This window comes from Bacteroides sp. AM37-9, from assembly GCF_003603455.1.
Taxonomy (GTDB): domain Bacteria; phylum Bacteroidota; class Bacteroidia; order Bacteroidales; family Bacteroidaceae; genus Bacteroides; species Bacteroides xylanisolvens.
Genome location: NZ_QTNF01000030.1, coordinates 57,480 through 79,113, shown reverse-complemented (window position 1 = coordinate 79,113; position 21,634 = coordinate 57,480). Strand labels below are relative to the sequence as shown.

General features: G+C 37.5%; 20 protein-coding genes and 1 pseudogene. 17 read left to right on the top strand and 4 right to left on the bottom strand.

Features of this window, described 5'->3' with window-relative positions:
* Window positions 1-216 precede the first annotated feature (216 nt).
* From DW862_RS18790 to DW862_RS18770, 3 genes and pseudogenes are all read right to left on the bottom strand, one after another.
* Entirely contained in the window at window positions 217-1,356 is a 1,140-nt protein-coding gene (locus DW862_RS18790; RefSeq protein WP_117462324.1) for a YhcG family protein, read from the bottom strand.
* Between the two features lie 25 nt (window positions 1,357-1,381).
* Window positions 1,382-2,605: a site-specific integrase gene (locus DW862_RS18785; RefSeq protein ID WP_117462323.1), complete on the bottom strand. Its 1,224-nt coding sequence runs from the start codon at window positions 2,603-2,605 to the stop codon at window positions 1,382-1,384.
* A 323-nt stretch (window positions 2,606-2,928) separates the two neighbouring features.
* A pseudogene (locus DW862_RS18770) lies at window positions 2,929-3,876 on the bottom strand (hypothetical protein); the annotation flags it as partial.
* A 278-nt stretch (window positions 3,877-4,154) separates the two neighbouring features.
* On the opposite strand from DW862_RS18770, the gene DW862_RS18765 reads away from it, so the two are divergent.
* Window positions 4,155-4,499, top strand: a complete 345-nt coding sequence (locus DW862_RS18765) for a hypothetical protein (RefSeq protein ID WP_008776923.1) — start codon at window positions 4,155-4,157, stop codon at window positions 4,497-4,499.
* Window positions 4,500-4,870: 371 nt separating this feature from the next.
* Here the strand turns inward: DW862_RS18765 and DW862_RS18760 are convergent, their stop codons facing one another.
* Window positions 4,871-6,979: a BT4734/BF3469 family protein gene (locus DW862_RS18760; RefSeq protein WP_008023125.1), complete on the bottom strand. Its 2,109-nt coding sequence runs from the start codon at window positions 6,977-6,979 to the stop codon at window positions 4,871-4,873.
* A 1,240-nt stretch (window positions 6,980-8,219) separates the two neighbouring features.
* Here DW862_RS18760 and DW862_RS26005 point away from each other — a divergent pair.
* The 16 genes from DW862_RS26005 (at window position 8,220) to DW862_RS18685 (ending at window position 21,629) form a co-directional block, all read left to right on the top strand.
* Window positions 8,220-8,396, top strand: coding sequence for a hypothetical protein (locus DW862_RS26005; RefSeq protein ID WP_165861948.1), 177 nt, complete (start codon window positions 8,220-8,222; stop codon window positions 8,394-8,396).
* 49 nt (window positions 8,397-8,445) lie between these two features.
* The gene (locus DW862_RS18755; RefSeq protein WP_133304333.1) at window positions 8,446-8,793 is read left to right on the top strand and encodes a hypothetical protein; all 348 of its coding nucleotides are present in this window, start codon (window positions 8,446-8,448) and stop codon (window positions 8,791-8,793) included.
* Window positions 8,794-9,002: 209 nt separating this feature from the next.
* Complete coding sequence (locus DW862_RS18750) at window positions 9,003-9,365, top strand: DUF805 domain-containing protein (RefSeq protein ID WP_008023119.1); 363 nt, start codon at window positions 9,003-9,005, stop codon at window positions 9,363-9,365.
* Between the two features lie 31 nt (window positions 9,366-9,396).
* Window positions 9,397-9,786, top strand: a complete 390-nt coding sequence (locus tag DW862_RS18745) for a DUF805 domain-containing protein (RefSeq protein ID WP_008023117.1) — start codon at window positions 9,397-9,399, stop codon at window positions 9,784-9,786.
* A gap of 23 nt (window positions 9,787-9,809) precedes the next feature.
* On the top strand, window positions 9,810-11,660 hold the full coding sequence (locus DW862_RS18740; protein ID WP_120069872.1) for a dynamin family protein: 1,851 nt from the start codon (window positions 9,810-9,812) through the stop codon (window positions 11,658-11,660).
* A 6-nt stretch (window positions 11,661-11,666) separates the two neighbouring features.
* The gene (locus DW862_RS18735) at window positions 11,667-13,232 is read left to right on the top strand and encodes a dynamin family protein (RefSeq protein WP_120069868.1); all 1,566 of its coding nucleotides are present in this window, start codon (window positions 11,667-11,669) and stop codon (window positions 13,230-13,232) included.
* A 53-nt stretch (window positions 13,233-13,285) separates the two neighbouring features.
* Entirely contained in the window at window positions 13,286-13,870 is a 585-nt protein-coding gene (locus DW862_RS18730) for a zinc ribbon domain-containing protein (RefSeq protein WP_117683421.1), read from the top strand.
* A 7-nt stretch (window positions 13,871-13,877) separates the two neighbouring features.
* A complete protein-coding gene (locus DW862_RS26775) occupies window positions 13,878-14,033 on the top strand; it encodes a zinc ribbon domain-containing protein (protein WP_008023113.1) in 156 nt (51 codons plus the stop codon).
* A 53-nt stretch (window positions 14,034-14,086) separates the two neighbouring features.
* Window positions 14,087-15,502: an Hsp70 family protein gene (locus DW862_RS18720; RefSeq protein ID WP_087318384.1), complete on the top strand. Its 1,416-nt coding sequence runs from the start codon at window positions 14,087-14,089 to the stop codon at window positions 15,500-15,502.
* A gap of 122 nt (window positions 15,503-15,624) precedes the next feature.
* Complete coding sequence (locus DW862_RS18715; protein WP_008023111.1) at window positions 15,625-16,731, top strand: serine/threonine-protein kinase; 1,107 nt, start codon at window positions 15,625-15,627, stop codon at window positions 16,729-16,731.
* Between the two features lie 4 nt (window positions 16,732-16,735).
* Window positions 16,736-17,017, top strand: a complete 282-nt coding sequence (locus DW862_RS18710) for a zinc ribbon domain-containing protein (RefSeq protein WP_008023110.1) — start codon at window positions 16,736-16,738, stop codon at window positions 17,015-17,017.
* 33 nt (window positions 17,018-17,050) lie between these two features.
* Complete coding sequence (locus tag DW862_RS18705) at window positions 17,051-18,163, top strand: PP2C family serine/threonine-protein phosphatase (protein WP_008023108.1); 1,113 nt, start codon at window positions 17,051-17,053, stop codon at window positions 18,161-18,163.
* A gap of 155 nt (window positions 18,164-18,318) precedes the next feature.
* Window positions 18,319-19,050, top strand: coding sequence for a hypothetical protein (locus DW862_RS18700; RefSeq protein ID WP_120069864.1), 732 nt, complete (start codon window positions 18,319-18,321; stop codon window positions 19,048-19,050).
* A 16-nt stretch (window positions 19,051-19,066) separates the two neighbouring features.
* The gene (locus DW862_RS18695; RefSeq protein WP_117683422.1) at window positions 19,067-20,074 is read left to right on the top strand and encodes a hypothetical protein; all 1,008 of its coding nucleotides are present in this window, start codon (window positions 19,067-19,069) and stop codon (window positions 20,072-20,074) included.
* A 190-nt stretch (window positions 20,075-20,264) separates the two neighbouring features.
* Window positions 20,265-20,636 (top strand): hypothetical protein, encoded by a 372-nt coding sequence (locus DW862_RS18690; protein WP_008023101.1) that lies wholly within the window; start codon window positions 20,265-20,267, stop codon window positions 20,634-20,636.
* A 141-nt stretch (window positions 20,637-20,777) separates the two neighbouring features.
* Window positions 20,778-21,629, top strand: coding sequence for a caspase family protein (locus DW862_RS18685; RefSeq protein ID WP_120069861.1), 852 nt, complete (start codon window positions 20,778-20,780; stop codon window positions 21,627-21,629).
* Window positions 21,630-21,634 lie beyond the last annotated feature (5 nt).

Here is a 21,634-nt window from a genome sequence, read left to right as displayed (position 1 = left end):
GGACGTTTAGACGCAAGAAGGACGCTGAAGAGCTTAGTTGCGGATTTGAGGTATAAGAGAAATGTATAAAAAATATCTGAATTTCCAGATTTAGAGTTTAGTCTGTTTTTTGTCTATATATCCAAACCGTACTAAACTATTTTCTGTTGACTGCAAGATATAGGTGCTGGCGAAAAGAGTAAGAATAAAGGGTATTTCTTTTTGCCAGTATTACTTTTAACAATTTGAGGAAGAAATGAATGCTTTTATTTCTTCTTCGCTTGGAAGTTCTATCATGTACTTCTGTACGAAGATGTTCGGGTCTAATCCGGCAGTGGCATACTTTACTAATGTATCTCCCTTTTCCGTACAAAGTAGAATACCGATAGGTGGATTATCGTCCGGCTGCATCACTTCCGCTTTAAAGTAGTTAAGGTACATATTTAGTTGCGAAGCGTATTCATGGCGAAATTTGTCTATCTTCAATTCCACAATGATATGGCACTTCAAAATGCGGTGATAGAATACGAGGTCGGCAAAGAAATAATCTTCATCAATCAAGATACGTTTTTGCCGGGCTTCAAAGCAGAAACCATGTCCCATCTCCAACAAGAAGTGTTGCAGGTTATCAAGAATGGATTGTTCCAAATCGTTTTCCGTCACTAATGCACGTTCATTCAATCCTAAGAACTCTAAAGTAACAGGGGTGTTGATAACATCTTTGGGTTGCAATAAGGTTGCTTGTTGCTGGACTAAAGCGGAGAGGGCTTCTTTGTTTTTAGATAGTCCGCTACGTTCGTAATATAAAGATGCGATTTGCCGCTCTAACTCTTTTACAGACCAGCAGCCACGAATAGTTTCCATTTCATAGAAAGCACGTTTTACCGGGTTCTCAATTCCCGATATAGAATTTAAATGGGTGGAAGATAATCTGTTGAATAATCTATCAGCTGGAATCATCCATGTTTCGGTTTGTGGGTATTCTGTTGATAGCTTCCAAACGCCATTTTCAGATTCGGCGGTCACCAACCGCCGAATTGGTTCAGTGAATTCGGCGGTCAATGACTGCCGAATTTGAATTTGTGATGCAATGTATTGTGTAACAGGTTTTTTTAGTTGTGGATAAATAAGGTACAACCGCCTAAATTCACGGAATCTACGTTCATTCAGACCTTTTGTTTTCAGTCGTTGTTCCAGCTTCTTCAACAGTTGTTCACCGTAGGCGGCACGGTCTTCTCCGTTCTGCTCAAATTCTACGATATAGCAACCCATAAGCCAGTTACGGGAAGTAAGGGCAAGGTTTACAGCATGTGCGGCTTGTGCCTGCAACGTGTTCTGTATCGTACTGATATGTTTTACTAATGCTTCAAAGTTCATAGTTACAAAGATAAGTCTTTTATGGTTAAAACTTTAGTTCGGGTAAGCTGTTTATTGCTTCCTCTTTCAATTTATCCACTGCACGGGTATATTTCTCTGTATGCTTCAATCCGCTGTGTCCTAAAAGACTGGCTACGGTCTTGATATTTGCTCCATTGTTCAGAATATTCACGGCAAACGAATGTCGGGCACAATGCCAGCTTATATGCTTGTCTATTCCGGCTCTTTTTACCCAACGCTTAACCGATTTGCAGCAGCTTTCGTATGTAGGCAAATCGAATATCAAACAATTCTTGTCTGCCGGAGCTTCGCCAATAATGGATAATAGACCATCATTCAAGGGAATAACTACACCGCTACTGGCAGAATGCCCCTTGGTCTTGCTTTGCTCAAACTTCAATAATCGGTTAGCATAGTCCACATTTTTATAAGTAAGGTCTTTTACATCGCAGAAACGCAGTCCACAATACAGACAGAAGACAAAAGCCCGTCTGACATTCGGATTTTCATTATCGTAATGGCAAGCCACCAGTTTTTGTATTTCTTCGGGAGAAAGTACATCTTTCCGAAGCATTTGACTATCTACTTTGCAGGTAACACTTTTGCACGGGTCTTTCAACATTACATCGTGGTCAATCGCATATCGAATAACTTTCTTGAAACGCTGGTAAATGCTTTTAGCACCCTCACCCACACTTCGGGATTGCAGGTAGGCTACAAACTGCTCCATCATTTCTTTGGTGATAAGTTCCGGTTTGATACTAAACTCATTCATAGGGTACTGCTCTTTTAAGAAGTCCTTAAAACGGCTAAGCGCAATTTGTACCATGCGAATATCTTTCTTAGTATAACTGTTGATATAAGCTTGGAAATAGTCTAAGAAATTGACTGTTCTATCTTTTTTCAACCGATACCCCAACATACTTTCCTTAAATTCCTGTTCACGCTCTGCCCGTATCTTTGTGGCAAGCTCCAACGTTTCTTTGTTCTGCTGACGTTCCGCAGGAGTACGGGGCTTATCTATCAGATACAGACTAAGGTTTTCTTTTCGCCTGTTATGCTTTACTGCAAACTTGGGCTTGCCTTGCATTTTCCCACTATCGTAATATACTTGATTACCGTTTTCGTCTAATACGGGCTTTTCTTCTCTACCTAAATAATACTCTAAGTAAAGGCTTATTCTACCGTCCGAGAGCTTATTTTGCTCCAGCTTGGGGTTCTCTTTCGTTTTATTTTCTAACTTTGCCATTGTTTAGAGGTTTTATCCCGATTTAGGTACCGTAACCGAGTTATTACACTAAATAGTTGATTTTCTTTTGTTTTCCGATATTGCAAAGATACAAAAGAAAATGAGATTTCAAAGTGTACTAAAAGTGTACTGAATAACAGAAAACGGGCAAAATAGGGCAAAAATGGAGAAAATAGGAAATATGCAAATAACTGATAATAAGGAAAATAAATTCTTTTGTTTTCCTATGATTTCTATGACTTGTACCGGGTCTGGGTACTGAAGCGGAGAAAGTAGAAATACTCTCTCCGTTTTTCTTTTCTACTCCTCGTAACTCGTTGGTCATACCGAAATTCGCACTCATATTCATAGTGAGAGTGGTTGGTGATGGTTATTTTTACTTCTGTAGTTGATAGCGGATAATGATCGTGTTCTGTTTCTATAGAAAGCGAAGCGGGACTTATGTCCTCTCCAGTCGGAATGTCACGGGGAATAGGTCGCAATGTGACGGAGTTCGTTTGCGATGATTGGTTGGTTTTCTTAGGTAACACTGTATAAAGCCCTTGTTCGTCTTTTATTATCTCATATTTTCCCGATTCCAGCCACGTATTCCAATCCTTAAAAAGGTCGGTGATAAATAGGTATAAATCTTCGGAAATATATATTTCTGTACCTGACTTTAAGTCGCATGCCAACTGACCATTTACGACAGACAGATGTTTCTGGGCTCTTTGTAAGGCTTTCAAATAGACAACCTGATTAAATGCGTAATCTTTATTGAAACCTCGTCCCGTGAATAAATCTATTGCAGCATACGACATCGTCCCTCTTGTCTTCAGGAAAGTAGTGTCGGTTATAGACGTCTTGTAGCTATTAGCTTCTTCCCACATCTTTCTTTTTTCCTGTTCTCTGAATTTCTGCACAATCTCGCTCACTTTATCTTGTTCGCTTGTTTCTCTGTGAGATTTTAGGCTGTCATTATCTTGTAATTCGTCATAAAGAGGTAAAGCAAAAAAAGTGTTATTGTCCTTTTCAAACTGTTCTATGATACATGGGATAATTTTCTTACCCATAGCTTTTAGCTCTTTGAATTGGGGTAAAATGGTGTAAGCACGGGTACTTGAACTTAATTGTACTTTGGGATTGTTGTGTATTTCTTTTTCCCAGGCATTAAATAAACTGTCAAATTTGGCTATATCCTCTTTTGTCAAAATATCACTTTTTTCTGTATTCTGTTTAATACATCCCGTAGTGATAAAGATAAATGGCAGAATAAAGAAAAGTGTTCTCATCGTTTTAATTATTAATCGGTTTTGTAATAGGTTTGCATAAGGGTATGTCAAGCTTTTGATCTGTTTCCTGCAAATATAAAAATAATATTTCTAAACCGATAAACTGGATGCTGCTGTTTTTTTACCGGATAAGAAAACGTTTATTCGTTTTTCGATGTGATACTAGCTGCCCTTTGATAAATAATGTGAAAAAACAGTTTTAACCTCATCATCGAATTAACTTTCACCCATTTGTGAGGTCTAACATACATAACTTATTTAATATGAGAATTAAAATGATGAGAAAGCAAATTTTAAGTTTGGCAGTTGCGTTATTGATTGGCTCAACTGTATGTATGGCTCAAAATCGTCAGAATGGAAAGGCTGATAGAGAGAAACGTATGGAACAGATTGTTGCCGATCTGGGCTTGAATGAAAAACAGGCCAAAGATTTCAAAGCTGCAATGGAAGAAATGAGACCTGCGAAAAATAAATCGAATGAAAGACCTACGCGGGAAGAAATGCAAAAGAAAAGGCAGGAAATAGATGCTAAAATAAAAAGCATTCTGACCGATGAACAATATAAGAAATACCAGGATATGCGTAAGAAGGATAACGCGAAGAAAAAGAAAAAAGCAAAATAAGTACTATTCGTTTAGTCTAAACCTGTCAAACGGAGAATCGTAAAAGGTAATCTGTTATGACGCTATACTTATTTTCGGTTCTTTCATAAATAATTTATTTAATCTACATGACCATTTTCGTTCTACTAAAGTTGAATGCAGGCTCCATTTAAATGAGTCTATTTCTCAATTTAAGTAGAACGAAAATTTGTTAGACGATGTTTCGTCTTATATCTATACTCCCTCCACTAAAGCTTTTCTTTATGCTTTTATCTTTCAATCTTTCACCTTCTGCTGAAACTCCCTGTCTATAGTAGTTGTACGTTGGTGATAGATGTAAAATGATCTGTCACTGATCTGTCATCTTTCACTGGATATTTTTTATTGCAAACTTATCCTCTTCCCGGCTTGATTCGTATTACTTTGTAGAAATTACCGCGTTTCGTATGCAAAGAAGGTATTTTGTTCTTTTGTAATATTCTTCCGAACTGGACAATACTGCAGATAGATACATGAATCTTGCTGTCATGTTGTAGTTGTTGCAGTATTTCAATGGCAAGGAGTTGCTCGCATTCTTCTCCTTCTTTTGCCCCTCGGAAATATTCGTGAAACAACTGTTCGGCAACCGGCATGACTTGAAATTCCTGATTATTCTCCGTCATGACATTTTCATCTTCCGTGTTGAACCAATATCGCTCTCCTCTATATAAGTCGTGCATGGCTTGTGCATAAAGCTGCTCATAATCAATGGGGGAGCAGTCGATGGGACCGGTCACGTTAATGACGATGTAGCGTCGGCTGCCGGAAGTATCAGTCAGTAGGTCCTTGTGATTGCTTGTCCCAATGAAAGATGCGTATCGGCGCATCTCTTGAGTAGCGGTGCCATGCGGACGCCGGACGTTGACAACCGGTTTTTGAAGAATATGTTTCAGAAATGCCTGCTGGCTCACTCGGTTCTGATCAAATTCATCCATATTGATGAGTGCGAATCTATTTAGAGAAAGTTCGGCATCCCGCTTATTGCTGAAATCAATGCGGTCGGTATAATAAGCCTGTAATTCAGGTGGAAGCAGACTTCGGCAAAAGGTGGATTTTCGGTATGCCTGCGGACCGACCAGTAACGGTACAGTACAATTGGCGTACTTCCGGTCTGTCTGACGCCAGTGGGCTACCATATTCAGAAACCAGCGGTAAAACAAGTCAGGCCAGTGGGTGTTGTTGCAAGGAACCCGGGTTGCCAGTTCCCGAATCCGGTCACGTCCGTCCCAATGGATGTCCAGCCTGAAAAGGAAATCTTCAATAGGATTGAAAATAGGGATACGGTCGGAGTCCAGATACCGGACGACGTCTCTGTCCCATAGGTTAAGCCCTTCCAGGCGTGCGTTCATTGCGATGCTGTTCCGTATACGGTTACTGATGGGGCGGAAACAGAAACAAAACGTGTTTCGTTCGCGGTATTCCGTAACTGTCGTCATCGTATTGTAGCGAAATTCATATCGGCGTTGCATGAATTCTTCCGTCCGAAATTCCAGTTCCTGTTCTGCTGATAAGGGAGATTTCTTTCCGAAACCTTTTTCGCACGTATATACATTCTGTATGGTTTGCCGGATCAGGAATTCTTTATTCTTTGTATAGAAATGGGCGGTGGACCAACGGATCGTCTCTTCTTCCGGTATTCCTGCCTGAAAACAGTTCTTCGCTACCTGAACCAGCAAAGGCTTCAGGTCTTCATCGGAATGAATATGGATCCTTGGCTGTAATTCGCTTAGTGATTGATATGCCTTGTTTAAAGCAGCTTCGAAGAGAGCGGATAATGTGTCGAAACTGTCATATCCCGGAATCAACCGTTTGAATGGAGATGCTTCTGCTTGCACAGCTTCCTTGTAAGTTGTTTCCGAAGGCATTTCCAATGGCTGCCGCATATAAATCACGGTAGATTCAGGGTTGTAATAAAGTTCCGGGTCATAAGTCTGTCGGCAGAACTGTTCCAGAGCAGGATTCTTCAGTTCGATAGCATAGGAAAGGGCGGGCTGGTATAGGCTGACCGCTTTTCTGTAGGCATTTGCCTGAAATATTTCCGCTTCTTCCCGTTTTTGAGGAAGTGACTTATCGGGACGTGTGAATCGTATCCATATTTTTACGGAATGTCCTCCGGAACCCATAAAGGCTGCGAATGTATGTGAAAGTTCGGCCGCTTCCTGCTTCACCCGGTTTACTTCCATCCGGTTGGCGAGATGATTCACTTCTATTTGTATAATGCCGTTATATCCGGTCATCTGTATACCGTTGACTGTTTTACGAAAAGTGGCAGCCGGGACAACTTTGGCCAATTTCTTGACGTCGTCCAGTTTGCTGTCCGGTGATGCGTAACGGATGCTCGTGCGTAGGTTGCTGACTGGCTGGGCTTTCGTTTCATGCTTCATCGTTTCTATTTGTATGTTTATGTCCAACGTTCGCATGGTTGTCGTTTCTCCGTTGTCCCGCATCAAAGTAAGTTTCATGATAGATGTGTTTTTGTTTATGTCTCTTTATTTAAAAGGCGAGTAAAGGTATGTTTTATTATTGGACTCTCCAAATATATAATCTACTCTTTATTGGACTCTTCTTATGTACTATCTCTTGCATTGGCTATTAATAGAAAACTTCCTTTCTTTCCTATGCAAAGTTTCTTTCGTCTAATAGAGAAGTTTCTTTTGGCTGTTTGCAATCTATAAATGAAAGCTTTGATTATATAAATGCAAGTTCTGTTTTTATAAACGCAAGTTTCATTTATAAAAACGGAACTTGCATTTATAGTTTGAATCAGGTGAGGAATAAGTTTTCTATTAATGAAAAGGAAGTTTATATTTAATGAAAAGGAACTTATCTATTAATAGTTCAGGAAAGAAATAGCTGTTCCTTTGAAAGTGATAAGTGGTGAAAGATGAAAGATTGGGTGATAGATTGAAAAAGAACTGTCAATGGTTTGAAAGTGCGATAAATAGGATGTTTTATGACTTAAGGTGAAAGATGAAAGATGTAAATAATATATTTGTAACGAATGCTATCTTTTTGTTGTTATAATTTGCAAAATAAAAAATGTCATGATAGACATGTTTTTCGAATCAATAGTACCGCTTTTGGGTTGTTTAGGCATGATTGGGACTTTTGTAATTTTTCCCTGCTATATTATTCGTTATATTTGAGACTTGTAAAGATGATGCAGTGAACTAGAATATGGAAAATATGTTTGTCCTGGTCTCTGAAATCGCCAATGAAAGGACTGCACAAGGACAACATTTTAGCAGCATGATATTTGTATCTGTTAAAAGCTAATACTGATTATCGTGCTGCTTTCTTATTTTATCAGATAAATGAAGAATTTATTTGCATAATTATTTTTTCGCATTATCTTTGCGAATGATGATAAGTCTAAAGAGACTTATCTGTGTTTAAATGAAATATTAGTTATCGAGCGTAAGCTAGTTCCGGTTCCCTGAAATCGCCAATTGAAAGAACTGCCAGAATGAAGTCAAACGGTCTGTAACTTCTATTATTATAACCTGAATATCTAAACATCTCTCTTTTATCTTGCGTGGATAAAAGTTGGGTGGTATGACTCTTCTTATAATATAACGAAGCGTAGACAAATTTGTTCATTTGTGCAGTGGGTGTTTGGCGATACCTGGGGACGGATGACGATTGGGTCTGCGCTTTTTGCGTTTATATTTCGCTGAATGGTATTTAAAAATTGAATTGTATATGAGTATGAATGAAAAAATTTCAGGATGGGGTATTGTTTTGATACTTGTTTTCTGTATTGGAGCAGGATGGGTGGTCTTTAATAAGTTTGCATCTTCAGGAGTTAACATAACTATAGCCGTTATCATTTCAATAATAGTTGCCATAGCTATTTATGAACAATTAAAATCGTCATAGTATATTTGAGAAAGATGGCAGTGTGTTTAGAATTTAAAATCTTAGAAGAATGAATACTATAAGAAGAACATTAAAATCTATGTTAGTAGTAATTGTGGTATTGGTGTCAATATCATGTACTCCTGACCATGGCCGTTTTGTGGCTACAATTCAACCTGTATGTTTGCGATATGATAAATATTTATTGGAATGGACATCTATCCAAACAATATTCTATTATGATATATACTGTAAAGACAATTCTTATATAGCTGTCTATCGATCACAAGGAAAAACAGATGATGAGAAAGAATTGGAAGTTAAAGCCAATGTTTTTTATAATCATAATCATCCAACATACGAATATAAATATTGTATTGATGATTACTACTTTAATTTTGACGATTTAGGAGAGTGATAAATGAGAAAGATGAACTGATAGAATTTTAGAGTTATCGTCTCTTATATTAAAAAGAAGAACTGATAATTACCTTATATATAGGTAATCTGTTTTTCTGTTGATAACTAATTTTTTAACTAGTGAAATGCTGTAGAGGGTTAATTATTACCTATTTGTGGGCTTTTAATAAGTTATTATATAAATGTTTAATTCTAATATTACGATTTATGGATAATAATGTAGATTACAATTGGTATTTTCATGTTTGGAAGAATTATGGAAATTTTGAGGGGCGTGCAAGCCGGAAAGAGTATTGGAATTTTATTCTTTTCAATTTTTTAGTGACCTTAATATTGGCATTGGTTTCGGCGGGTATATTGTCTGTGATATATGTAATTCTTGTTATTGTGCCTAGTGTGGCTGTAGCGGTGAGAAGATTACACGATGTCGGAAAATCAGGATGGATGCTTCTCGCAGGCCTAGTTCCAATTATAGGTTCTCTGTATTTGTTATATTTGTTTTGCTTGGATAGCAATGATGCGGGTGATGAATATGACAGTTCGGCTCCTTATTTTCCCTATGATGATTGATTTATGTAGTTGGAGTAAATGTAAATGAATAATGAAATGTATTAAATGTGGAATAGAAAATCCAGGAGACGCGCATTTTTGTCGTTATTGCGGCCATAGTATTCAATCAAGTGTATCCAAGGAAAAAGATGTATTTGAATATTATGCATATGCTATGAAGAAATATGCGATATTTGAGGGACGGGCCAGTAGAAAAGAATATTGGTCTTTCTTTTTAGTTAATATTTTTCTTTCGATTATACCATTTGTCGGAACTATTTATTCTTTGGCTGTACTTATTCCATCCTTGGCTGTCGCAGTGAGACGAATGCATGATGTCGGAGTAAGCGGTTGGTACATATTGATACCAATCTATAATATTGTTCTGCTTTGTACGAAAGGGGATCATTTTTATAATGAATATGGAGGGCCGACAGTATAATAAATAGTTGAAATTTATAAATTATGGTTGAAGAAGATATAAGAAAAATAACTGGTGTAATTACCGCTGTTACTCCAATTTTGGAGCGACTAAATAGAAAAGATTCACTTGCCAAGATTCAAGAACGGATCAGGCAGATTCAGAATACAGAAGTAAAAGTTCTTATTTGCGGGGAGTTTAAACGGGGCAAATCTTCCTTTGTAAATGCGTTGATTGGGCGTAATATTTGTCCCGTAGACCAAGATATATGTACTTCGGTGGTCTCTATCATTCGATATGGAGATGCAGAACGGGTAATACGATATTTTGGTGACTTGTCTCATGTTCAAAAGGCGGAAATTCCTTATGCTGACATTCAAAAGTATACTGTGGGACGTGCTGAACAAGTACAAAATACACTTTATTTGGAAATAGAACTTCCATTGGAATGCCTGAAAAATGGACTGGTTTTGATTGATACTCCAGGGGTTGGAGGATTGGACCCACGACATGCTTTCTTGACGACTTATTTTTTGCCACAAGCGGATATAACTCTTTTTATGACAGACGTCAATGAACCTTTGACAACTACAGAACTTGATTTTTACAATCAGAAGGTAACCCGTTATGCTAAACATAGTGCGATTATTATCAATAAATGTGATTTGAAAACTCCGGAGCAGGTTGTTGAAGTACAACAAGATACTGTGCAAAAGATTCAGAATCATGCTTCCACTTCTAAAGAGCCGAATGTGATAGCAGTGTCTTCAAAGTTTAAACAGGCATTTAATCAAACTCATGTGGAGAAGATGTACGAGAAATCACATTTTAGTTTGATCGATTCGGAGCTTCAGCGTCTGATGGTTGCTTATAAAGAAGATATAATAAGGAATATTCGTGATGACTTTTCAGATTTACTAGAGCAAGTCATTGAGCCGATAAAGATTCAGCTAACCCAGATAAAAATGCCGGATCCGAAAGTTCTGACGGAGCTTAAGCAAAAGGAAACAATTATTCAAAAACAGTTATATGACTTGAATAACCCGTCATCTGAATTCCGGATTAAAATTCAACAGAAAATTACAGAAGTTCGTGAAGAAGTAATCAATCATTTGAATGAGCAAAGTATACTATTCTCTTCCAATGGATTAAATAAACTATTGCAGAGCGAGCAGGCGACTAAAGAGAACGGTGGTAAGTGGATTGGACAACAGTTGAACTTGGCGTTGGAATCACTTGGTGCCGAAATAGTGTTAGAACTTCGACATGCTTTCGATCGCATATCTCGAATAGAAGAATTTCAGGGAATGTTGAAATATCAAGTGAAAGATTTTTCTTACTCAATAATGGAAGTAAATGCAGAAAATGAGGTACCTATTCACAGACGTTTGATGTCTCTTGTTCCTGGTATGGGTGCTGGTTTTGCAACTAATTTGGTTGTGGGCTCCTTAGCTGGTGTTTTTGGATTCGGCCTTCCTCTTTTTATCCCTATTGCCGTGGGGCTGGGCATCGCTGCAAAGAGCCACTCTGATACGGTCCGTGCATCTAAAGTAGCGGAATTGCGAGAGCAATACCAACCTCAAATAACTGTGGCTATGCAACAGTTGCGTACTTTTGTTGAAAGTCGTTTTACTGAATTTCAGCAGGTTTGGATTAAGGTAGTGTCACAACGTGTGCAGGAAGTGCAAACAACCCTACAAACATTAATGGCTGATTTGAATAAACTTTCACAAAATCAAAAAACGATTTTATCTCGTAAAATGGAACTGGAACGGCTGATGAATCCTTTAGTCACTCAAAAACACATGATTGATCTAATCCTTTCTAATCCGTTTCAGGCACATGAAAATAAGGAAGAAAAACTGCGTCAGGATCCAAATGAGACTATTTGTTAGTGATTTATGGAAGAAGGTTATAATATAAATGCTATAGAAATAGAACTGAATGAGTTGTTTAAGACCATTCCGTCCGGGTCGTTACCTATTTTACATGAAACGCTGGAACGTTCCATAAAAAAACTGCATGAACCTATGCAATTGGCAATTATTGGTAAGATCAGTTCATCCAAGTCTACTCTTGTAAATGCGATTTTAGGAAAAGATGGAGTGATGGCAACGGGACAAATGGAGGTGACTTATAATGTTGGTTGGCTGAAATATGGAGCACCGGAATCTGATATTATTATTCATCATAAAGATGGTTCTCCGGATTCTTATAGAAAACCGGAGGAATTCCTCCGATGGACAATAGAAAGTGACGGGCGGAAGGAATTACTGAATAATGTAAGTTACATTGAAACGTTTGACGATGCTGAAATATTACGTGAGATAAATATCATAGATACTCCCGGGTTGGATGCTGTTCGTGGGCAGGATTCTCAAAATACACTCGACTTCTTAAAGCATGTCCGTCCTGATGCGGTGATTATGTTGTTTACTAATTCTGTGGCGGAAAATACTCTTAAGGTTGTTCAGGATTTCAATCGGGGAGGGAATTTCAATCCACTTAATGCAATCGGGATTCTTTCCAAAATAGACATTTTATGGATGGAAGATGCAGAGCATAGCTGGACGGCATTACAAATAGGGCAACGTATGGCAGCTAATACTTTGGCAAATAATCCCATGTTGCGTAAAACTCTGTTTAATATTTATCCTATTTCATCTTTACTGTTTATGCGGGCTTCTACCATGACAGAGGAAGAGTTTGGATTAGTACGAGAGTTAGCTGTCAAAGATAAAGATTTATTGCCCTGTCTGATGATGTCGGCAGCAGATTTTGTAGATCCGGATTATGAAGTTTCCATTAATATGATGCAGCGTAAAGAGTTATTGATGAAACTAGATTTGTATGCCATTGATTTGATAGTTCGCTATATACAAACCGAGCCTGATGCGAATCTTTTGGGGGCAAAGAAACTACTTTATACCGAAAGTGGTGCACATGAGTTCATGACAGTACTTCATAATCATTTTGGAGGGCGTGCTAAACTTATCAAGCTCGAGAGCATTTATCAAAATCTAGTACATGTCATACATGAAGAAAGAGCGTCTGATGGCGGACAAATAGAACGCCAGCTTTTGAATCGCATAGAACAACGTATAGCAGATATCTTTTCAGCGTTGGTTTATGAACATAATGAATACGAATTATTGAATAAGATATATTGTCGTAAAATAGAACTTGTTGATGACGTCGCTGAAGAATTCTTTCGTCTCTGTGGTGAACATGGTTCTTCTGCTCCTGAACGTTTAGGCTTTTCGGGCGAAAATATGTCTGCCCAAGATATGATAAAGTATGCTTACCAGCGTGAGGGTTTTTGGAGAAAAGAACTCAATGATGAATTTGATCCTGATGAAAAAGAATGGAAACGTGTGATCTTGTCTTCTTATGCACATTTGCGTAAAAAATTGCAGGAGATGGATTATCAGTATAATCAAGCACGTGCCTTCTTGTATAATAGCTAAAGAGTTTTAACTCGTTCTGATATAATAATGTGATAGATAGAAAAGTAATAATTATGAAGTGTAATAACTGTGGATGTGATAATCCGGATGATGCAAAATATTGTCGCGTATGTGGTAATGTTCTACAATTAGAAAGTTTTTTTGAAAGATTATCAGAGCTTGGTTTTATGCCCACTACTATGATAACGTTAAAAAGCTCGTTAGGGGCTACTCTTTTATTATATTTATTAGAGTTTCTTTTTGTTATCGGCTGTTTTATGGCTATTGGAGGAATTATTGTGTTTTTTGTTCAGCCACTATCTGTCCAAGTTTTTTTTGGATTAGGCGGTTTTGTTTGCAGTTTTGTCATTGCTTATGTTTCTTTTAAATACAAACTCTTTGATAAATCATTCCCCAACCGATACGTCAAGAGTAGACTTCTTAAAGAAGCGGATTACATACAATTGGATTTTGTGAATGATGATTATGCTTTTATAGTGAAGAATAAAAAGTTTGGTGTATATAGTGTTCGGCGGTATGAGATACAACTTCCGGCAATTTATGATTGGTTATCATGGAAAATTGAAGGACAGATTCTGAACGTACGGCAAAACGGACGTCAATATATTATGGATATTTATGGAAATGAGCTAAAATAGTATTGATATGGAATGTATACATTGTCACACAGATAATCCTGTAGATGCAAAGTACTGCCGTTATTGTGGGCAAATTCTGAAGCGAAATTATGAGTGGATATGGATTATACTGATGATTTTTGCTGTCTTTATATCCATTTGGGCTATTATGATATCGATGTAGTGTAAGTGTTAGTTTATGAACATAATAAATGACTGATTTTTGATAGAAAGTATATGGGTAATTGGGTCTGCATAGATTTTGGAACATGTAATTCAGCAGCTGCTATTGAAATAGATGGTAGGCCGAAATTGGTATCGCCTAACAATGTTCCTTTTTTCCCTACAGTTGCATGTGTACTGTCAAGGGATAAAATAGTGGTATGCCAAAATGCGGAGAGCTTTAAAACACATTATCCTGAAAGTTTCTTGCAGGAGTTTAAGCTGGATATAGCTAATTCACCGGATTGTAACGGGGTGGATTACCAAAAGGTGGTAGCTGAAATACTTAGATACATCAAAGGATGCTCTGAAGTAGAAAATAATGGAGCACGTTTGGATAGAGTAATTCTTACGATTCCGGCTATATATACAGAGCAAGATTCGCGTAAAGATATCATGAGGTTGGCCGCCTTAGATGCTGGTTTTACGACGGTGGAGTTTTTGCGGGAACCGCAAGCCGCTGCTTGGCACTATGCTTACATCAATGATAGTCATTCGGCAGGTTTATCATTAATTTATGATCTTGGAGGCGGCACTTTCGATCCTGCATTGATGGATATGGGAGAAGTAGACAACCCAACTTTTTTGGGATGTAATAGTGGAGTGAAATGTGGTGGACAATATTTCGATGCAGCTGTTTATAAAAAGGCTCAGAAAGAAGCAAAGGACATGGATAAACCTCTAGTCCGGGAGAAACGATGGAATGACTATGAGGCTTGTAAAAAATTGAAAGAGAGCTTATCAGCATCACCCAGTGGGACTATCATGCTTTCAAATGATGAATTTTTCTCACTTAATAGGGAAGGGCTGAATGCTTTGATTGGAGAGAAACTGGATCTCACATTAAGTGCTTGTGATTCAATGTTGAAAACGGCTCATAAAGAATGGACGCATATAAATCAAGTTTTATTGGTAGGTGGATCCACATCAATTCCTTTAGTCAGTGAAAAGCTTCGACAACATCTTGCCTCCCATAATGCTTCCGAGGTGCGTATCATTCGTAGTATGACCGGAATTAATGGGGAATATAATCATAACTATGCTGTATGCTTGGGGGGAATTGCCTATATAGAAAGGTTGCTGGATAAACAAGAACAGCCTTCTATGGCGGAAGAACAGATTGGAATATTGATTTGTGGGAATGAGGTCTGTCAATTAAAAGAAGGCGTGAATACTTTCGGACGGAGTAGTGAGCAGGATTTTAGTTTTAGCGACCCGGCTATGAGTCGGGAACACTTTACTATTGATGTATCCAGAAACTCGTCAGGACATTATGAATATTTGGTAACTACAATGAGTCAAAAAAAGGCTACTATAATTAATGATAGGTTGGCTTTGAACTTGAATGTACCTTTTGCACCTAGAAATATAGCATTAGTGGATGGAGCCACCATCCAAGCAGGTGTAACAAGATTTCAGTTTAAAAAGTGAACAATATCTGTTTTCTTTTGAACTTTATTATTGTCGAAAAACGGTAAATGAATATTTTTTATTGGTAAGTGATAGAAATAATAATAAAAATAACTCTATAATAATATTAAAAACCAAAGATTATGCCAAAGGAAATAAATGGATATAGAATTGTAGAAAAGGCACAAGGTGGAATGGCCGTAGTATATAAAGGAATGAATAGTTCAGGTTTTTGTCGTGCTTTTAAAGTAGTCCGTCCAGATAAGGCGGTAAACAATCCGGCACTTTGTCAACGCTTCCTGAAGGGTATTCAAATACTTAAGAGTCTGGATCATCCGAATATAATCAAAGCATTGAATGCTTTCACTTATGTTGATGATGAGACTGGAGAAACGTATACCGTTCTTGAGATGGATTGGCTTGATGGAATGGATTTAGAGAAATTTGTTAAAGAAAAAACTCCTAATGGAATTCTTCCGGACTCAGTGAAAAAGATATGTTATCAAGTAATAGAAGGTTTGCAATATGCTCATGATAAACATATTTTGCATTTAGATATAAAACCTAATAATCTATTTCGTACCAGAGACGGATATATTAAAATAATAGATTTTGGTATAGCCAAAATTATAGGCGAGAATGCAGACATTGTAGAAGGTGCAGAGATGTACACTACCAAAACAGAAACAGGAGAGTCTACATTTAAAGGGACGCTCGCTTATGCTTCCCCTGAACAACAAGTAGGTGGCAAACTGACAGTAGCTTCTGACATCTATTCTTTTGGTAAAACGTTGCACTTTTTATTGACAGGTACAGATGATCCTTCTGTTGAAGTAACAGTGGAACCTTTTGCTACTATTATTGATAAATGCACAGAACAGAATCCCAACAAAAGGTTTGCTAGTTTTAATCAATTGAAATTGGCATTGGAAGGAATAGGTAATAAAAAGGAGAGGGTTTGTATTAATCCTGCTTGCCATCAAAAAATTGCAGAGAATGTTCGATACTGTCCATATTGCGGAAAGGAGCAAATAGCAATATCCGAAGTAACAAAGAAATGCCCTAAATGTGGAAGGGAAAGTCCGCTCGGGAATTCCTCCTGTTATTGTGGATACATATTTACTTCTTCGGTATCTAAACGTTGGAAATGTAAAAGTTGTTACCGTTCTCTGCCTTCAGAGTTTAATGATAACAAGAACAATTATTGCTGTTATTGCGGATCAAAAGAGATAGCTTACGTAGAAGCGTAGTATTATGGTGAAAAGATGCAGTAAATGCAATACGGATAATCCCATTGATGCGAAATATTGCAGATGGTGTAGGATGTTGTTGATACAATCTGGCGGCCCCAAAGTGAAAGAATCTTCTCCATCTGGAATACAATCAGAAAGAACTGGTACGGTTGCAAAAGTAGTCTTTTCTATTGTTATAATTGCATTGGCAATATATCTGATATATGTGTTTAACATGGTTGGAAAGACGGGAGTGATAGTGGGAGTGGGTGGCGTTCTGCGTGAAATATGGAAAAGTTCTTAGATCATTATAGCATTAATATTAATAAAATGAATTATGGTACAAGTTATAAATTGTGCAAGTTTTTCTGAAATAGGAAAATATCGCAAAGGAAATGAGGACTTCATTTACCCTTGTTGTAATCAGGATCGGATTTTTGTGCTTTGTGATGGCATGGGAGGTCATGGGCATGGGGAAATTGCCAGTGAAATTGTTGGAACGAGCGTATTTGATTATCTTAAAAAATTACAAATAGATGAATATACCCCCGATGTACTTCAAGGAGCACTTGATTTTGCTGTCAAACAATTGAACAACGCTGATACTTATCACGATGAACGTCGTATGGGTACAACTCTCGTTGTGGTGGCATTGAACCGTTATAATGTGTTAGTGGGGCACGTTGGGGATAGTCGATGCTATTGGTTAGATAATCGTTGCAATATCAAATTCCGTACTAGAGATCATTCTATGGTTGCGGAAGCGGTAGAAAATCAAATATTGACAGAAGAAGAAGCTTTTAATAGTCCTAAGAAGAATATTCTCACACGTAGTGTTCAGGCTGGCAAAGATGAAAAAATCGAAATGACGATAGATACACTTGTGGATGTAGCAGGTGGTGATTACTTATTATTATGTACTGATGGAGTGAACGATGCACTTCGTGATAATGAAATAGAACTTGTTTTGAACGAAGGAATATTTGAAGAACGTACTTCGCGATTGAAAAAAAGGTGTGATGAAAAATCGCATGATAACTATTCTGCTATATTCCTACAGCTCCGTCAAGATGAACAAAGTCCATCAACAAAAAAAACTATTTATTATTGCCCGACGTGTGGTGCTCCGTTAGTAAAAGATGGTAAAAATAGCTGTACTACATCTGTGCAAACAGAGCATGTTGAACAACAAAAAGTAACCATACCTTCTTTGGACGAAAATAGTACCGCATACAAAAAGTCATGTGATTATTTTTCATCTGCATCTCATAATAATTCTGAAGAATACATCAATATTGGGGGAATAAAAATTAAAAAAAAAACTTATGTATTGGGAAGTGTTTGGATTATAGTGGGCTTGTTTATGCTTTGTTTGATTTTATCAGTGGCACTTTTATGTTCTCGAAACGTAGAACTGATCAATCAAAGAGAGACAATTCATTTGTTTTAAGAGCAGCTGAAAATAAAAAACCGACTGATAATCAATCAGAGAAATGAGTATAACCAAATAATTGAACAATTGCAAGATTCTCTTGCAGGAAGAAAAGATACAAATATGGATTCAGTTGAAGTTGTGAAAGAGGGTTCTTAAGAATGGTTAAAAAAATGGAGATGAAAATATGTAAAAAATGTAAGGTTACTAATCCTAACGAAGCAAAGTTTTGTAGAGGATGTGGCGTCAATTTGGATGCATCTGGTGATTTGGGTATTTGGAAGGTCGTTTTGTCTATTGTAGCAGTTATAATTCTTGGAATATGTGGCTATGCTATTTCAGAATCTTCAAGTTCGGATTACACATATACAGCACCTGCAGCGACTGTTAGACCATCAAGTTCTGCTGCTGAAACTGCGGCGAATGATGGTTATGACAATACTGATACGTATGATGACACTGATGTGGATATTACGGCGGATGATTCATCGGAAAGTGATGATACTTCATCGTCATCTTCCACTTCTGAATCCTCCCCATCTATTTATAGGATGGTAGAAGTGCAATGGACTGATGCTAGTTATATAACTTATCGGGCATTAATTGTTATTATGACCGATTTCTCGGGATTAGTAAAGGTTAAATATGTTCATCCACAACTTGGTTTATTATGGATAACAGAAGGAGCTACGCTTACCAACTATACAGATGGTTCTTCTATCATTAACTGTTATCATCCGCAAGGGGATTATGCATCAGGATACTCGGCAGACAACTTCAAGATATTTCCCAATGGAACATGGTATACACAAGATGATATGGGAGCTTGGTCAACGGCAATTGTAGCAGCTTCAGTTGGTGATAGTTATTGGGGGACTAAGTTAAATGAATATGGTATTAATTAAAAAATAAAATTGTATTATGGCAGCTTTAGAAAACAATTCAATTCAACAGGAATATGCTGATACCTGTGCTATTAAATCCCAGCAACTTATTTTAAATGATTTCGGAGTTCCAGTTTCTGAAGATCAGCTGGTGCAATATTCTATTGAACACGGGTGGTATTCAGGTGATGGAACAGGTACTCAAATGGGAGATGTTGGTAAACTGCTGGCAGAAGCTGGTATCCCATGTACTCAAACGGTGAATGCAAATGTCTTTGACTTAGCAAATGAACTGGCACAGGGGCATAAGGTTATTGTGGGGGTTGATAGTGGTGAGTTATGGGATAATAAACTATTAGGGTGGTGGAATGATTTCTTCCATGGTGATACACCTGATCATGCACTAATTGTGGCTGGAATAGATATGGCCGACCCTAATAATCCAATGGTCATATTGACTGATCCTGGAACAGGGCAAGAATCCCAGGCATATCCAATGGATCAGTTTATGGATGCGTGGTCTGATTCAAAGCATTTTATGGTTTCAACGGATATTCCCACTCCAAACGCTGTAGAAGCATTTCAAAGTATGGGTGAAGACTATCATTTGCCTGTTGTAGCAGGAGTAGAATATGGTACATTCGATATGTTTCACAATTATAGTCATTATCTTCCAGATGCCTCTACATGGATGGCAGCGACAGATCCTATGACATTATTGTATAATGCTTTCGATACGATGCCGACAGCACCTTATTTGACTTTTGATGATGCGATTGCATCTGTTGGATTACCACCTATAGATGCTTCATTATTTTCTATGAATTCACCATTCAATCCGTCTAGCTTCAATTATGATTCCTTTGGATATGATTTGAATAATCCGACAGTGCAACATTCGATTCAATCATTGGAGAACAATTATGATGATTGTATGCGATATGCTCAGGATGCAATGGATAGTGGTTCACCAGTGACAGCCCAGCTATTTATCAATCAGGCACATGAAGCACAGAATACGATTGACAATATAGTTGACGCATAATGTGATTGTTGTGTATTAGCATTCGGGCGTTTGGGGTATATAAAATTCCAGGAGTCAGCAGAATTATCGCACGCTCCTGGAATTATCATTGTTGATTGTTTAATAATGGAATATTTTTCATACTTCATGTTAGAAATAATAGATTGAATGGCTCAATAGTATAAAGAGGATATTTTTAAATAGAACTAACATGAAACGATTATTTATTTTTTTTGTGGTTGGATTATGGATTGTATTGCCTGCTTTTTCCCAAAGTAACGATTACTATTTGAAACAGGCTGAGAGTTATCAACGTGAAGCTAAGTACTATTTTAATCAGGCGGAAGGTTATGAACGGGAGGCAAAATATTATAATAATCAGGCGCAAAAGTATTTGAAGGACGCTGAATATTATGCAGATAGAAATAATTTGGACAAGGTAGCTACCCGTCAAAGATGGGCGAAAGATGCAGTGGATAAAGCCAAAACACGTCAAAGATGGGCAAAAGACGCCAAAGATAAAGCTAAAACTAGATTGGAGTGGGCTAGAGATGCTTTAAAAAAGGCTTATAATAGAAATTGAAAAGTATAATATGATGAAACAGGCTTTTCTAAGTATGTTAGCTTTTACATTACTGTTTGCTTAGGATGATTTTTGTCCTTCATATAAATCTGTATTTAGAAATAAAGGCTGGAAAATGAATTAGACATTGATATTTAGACTATGAATCAGAAATCTTTAGTAGTGACATTTATCATATTCTTTTCTTTGTATTTGCAAGCGCAGAATAAGAGAGCATTAGTAATAGGCTTGGGTGAATATGAAGATACTAGTTGGTCTGCTGTTCATGGTGATAAGGATGTTCCTATTATCGTGGAAATGCTGAAATACTATAAATATAATGATGTAAAGACGTTGGTGAATAAGCAAGCTACCAAGAAACAAATAGTCTCTGAATTTCAAAAACTGGCAAAACGATGTTTAGCTGGTGATATTGTCTATATTCATTTCTCCGGACATGGGCAACGAATGACGGATATAGACGGAGATGAAGAGGATGGTTTGGATGAGGCTTGGATTCCTTATGACGGATATTTGCAATATAGTAATAAAGATCGTGGAGAGAAACATCTGGTAGATGATGAGATCGGCTTGCTATTGACAAATATACATAATAGAATAGGAACGTCGGGACATCTGTTGCTAGCAGTAGATGCATGCCATAGTGGAGATTCTTCGAGAGATATAAGCAAGGAGTGTGTAAGAGGTACGGAGAGGAAGTTTGTGATTCCCATTGATCCTGCTCTTGTCGTCAAAAAAGAAAAGACTCCGGAGTATTGGCTGACGCTGAGTGCTTGCAAGAATTATCAGTCTAATACAGAATTACCGGATGGATATGGAAAATTGAGTTATGGCTTGTATAAATATAAAGAATCATTGGGTAGACTGTCTAATGATCAATTAATCCAATTAATAAAATCATTTATGGATGAGAATCGGAGAAGCTTGCCGCAGACTCCTGTGTTGACTGGGCAATCCGGATATAAAGTCTTTAATGTATTTGGAGGAAAATAGTTGAT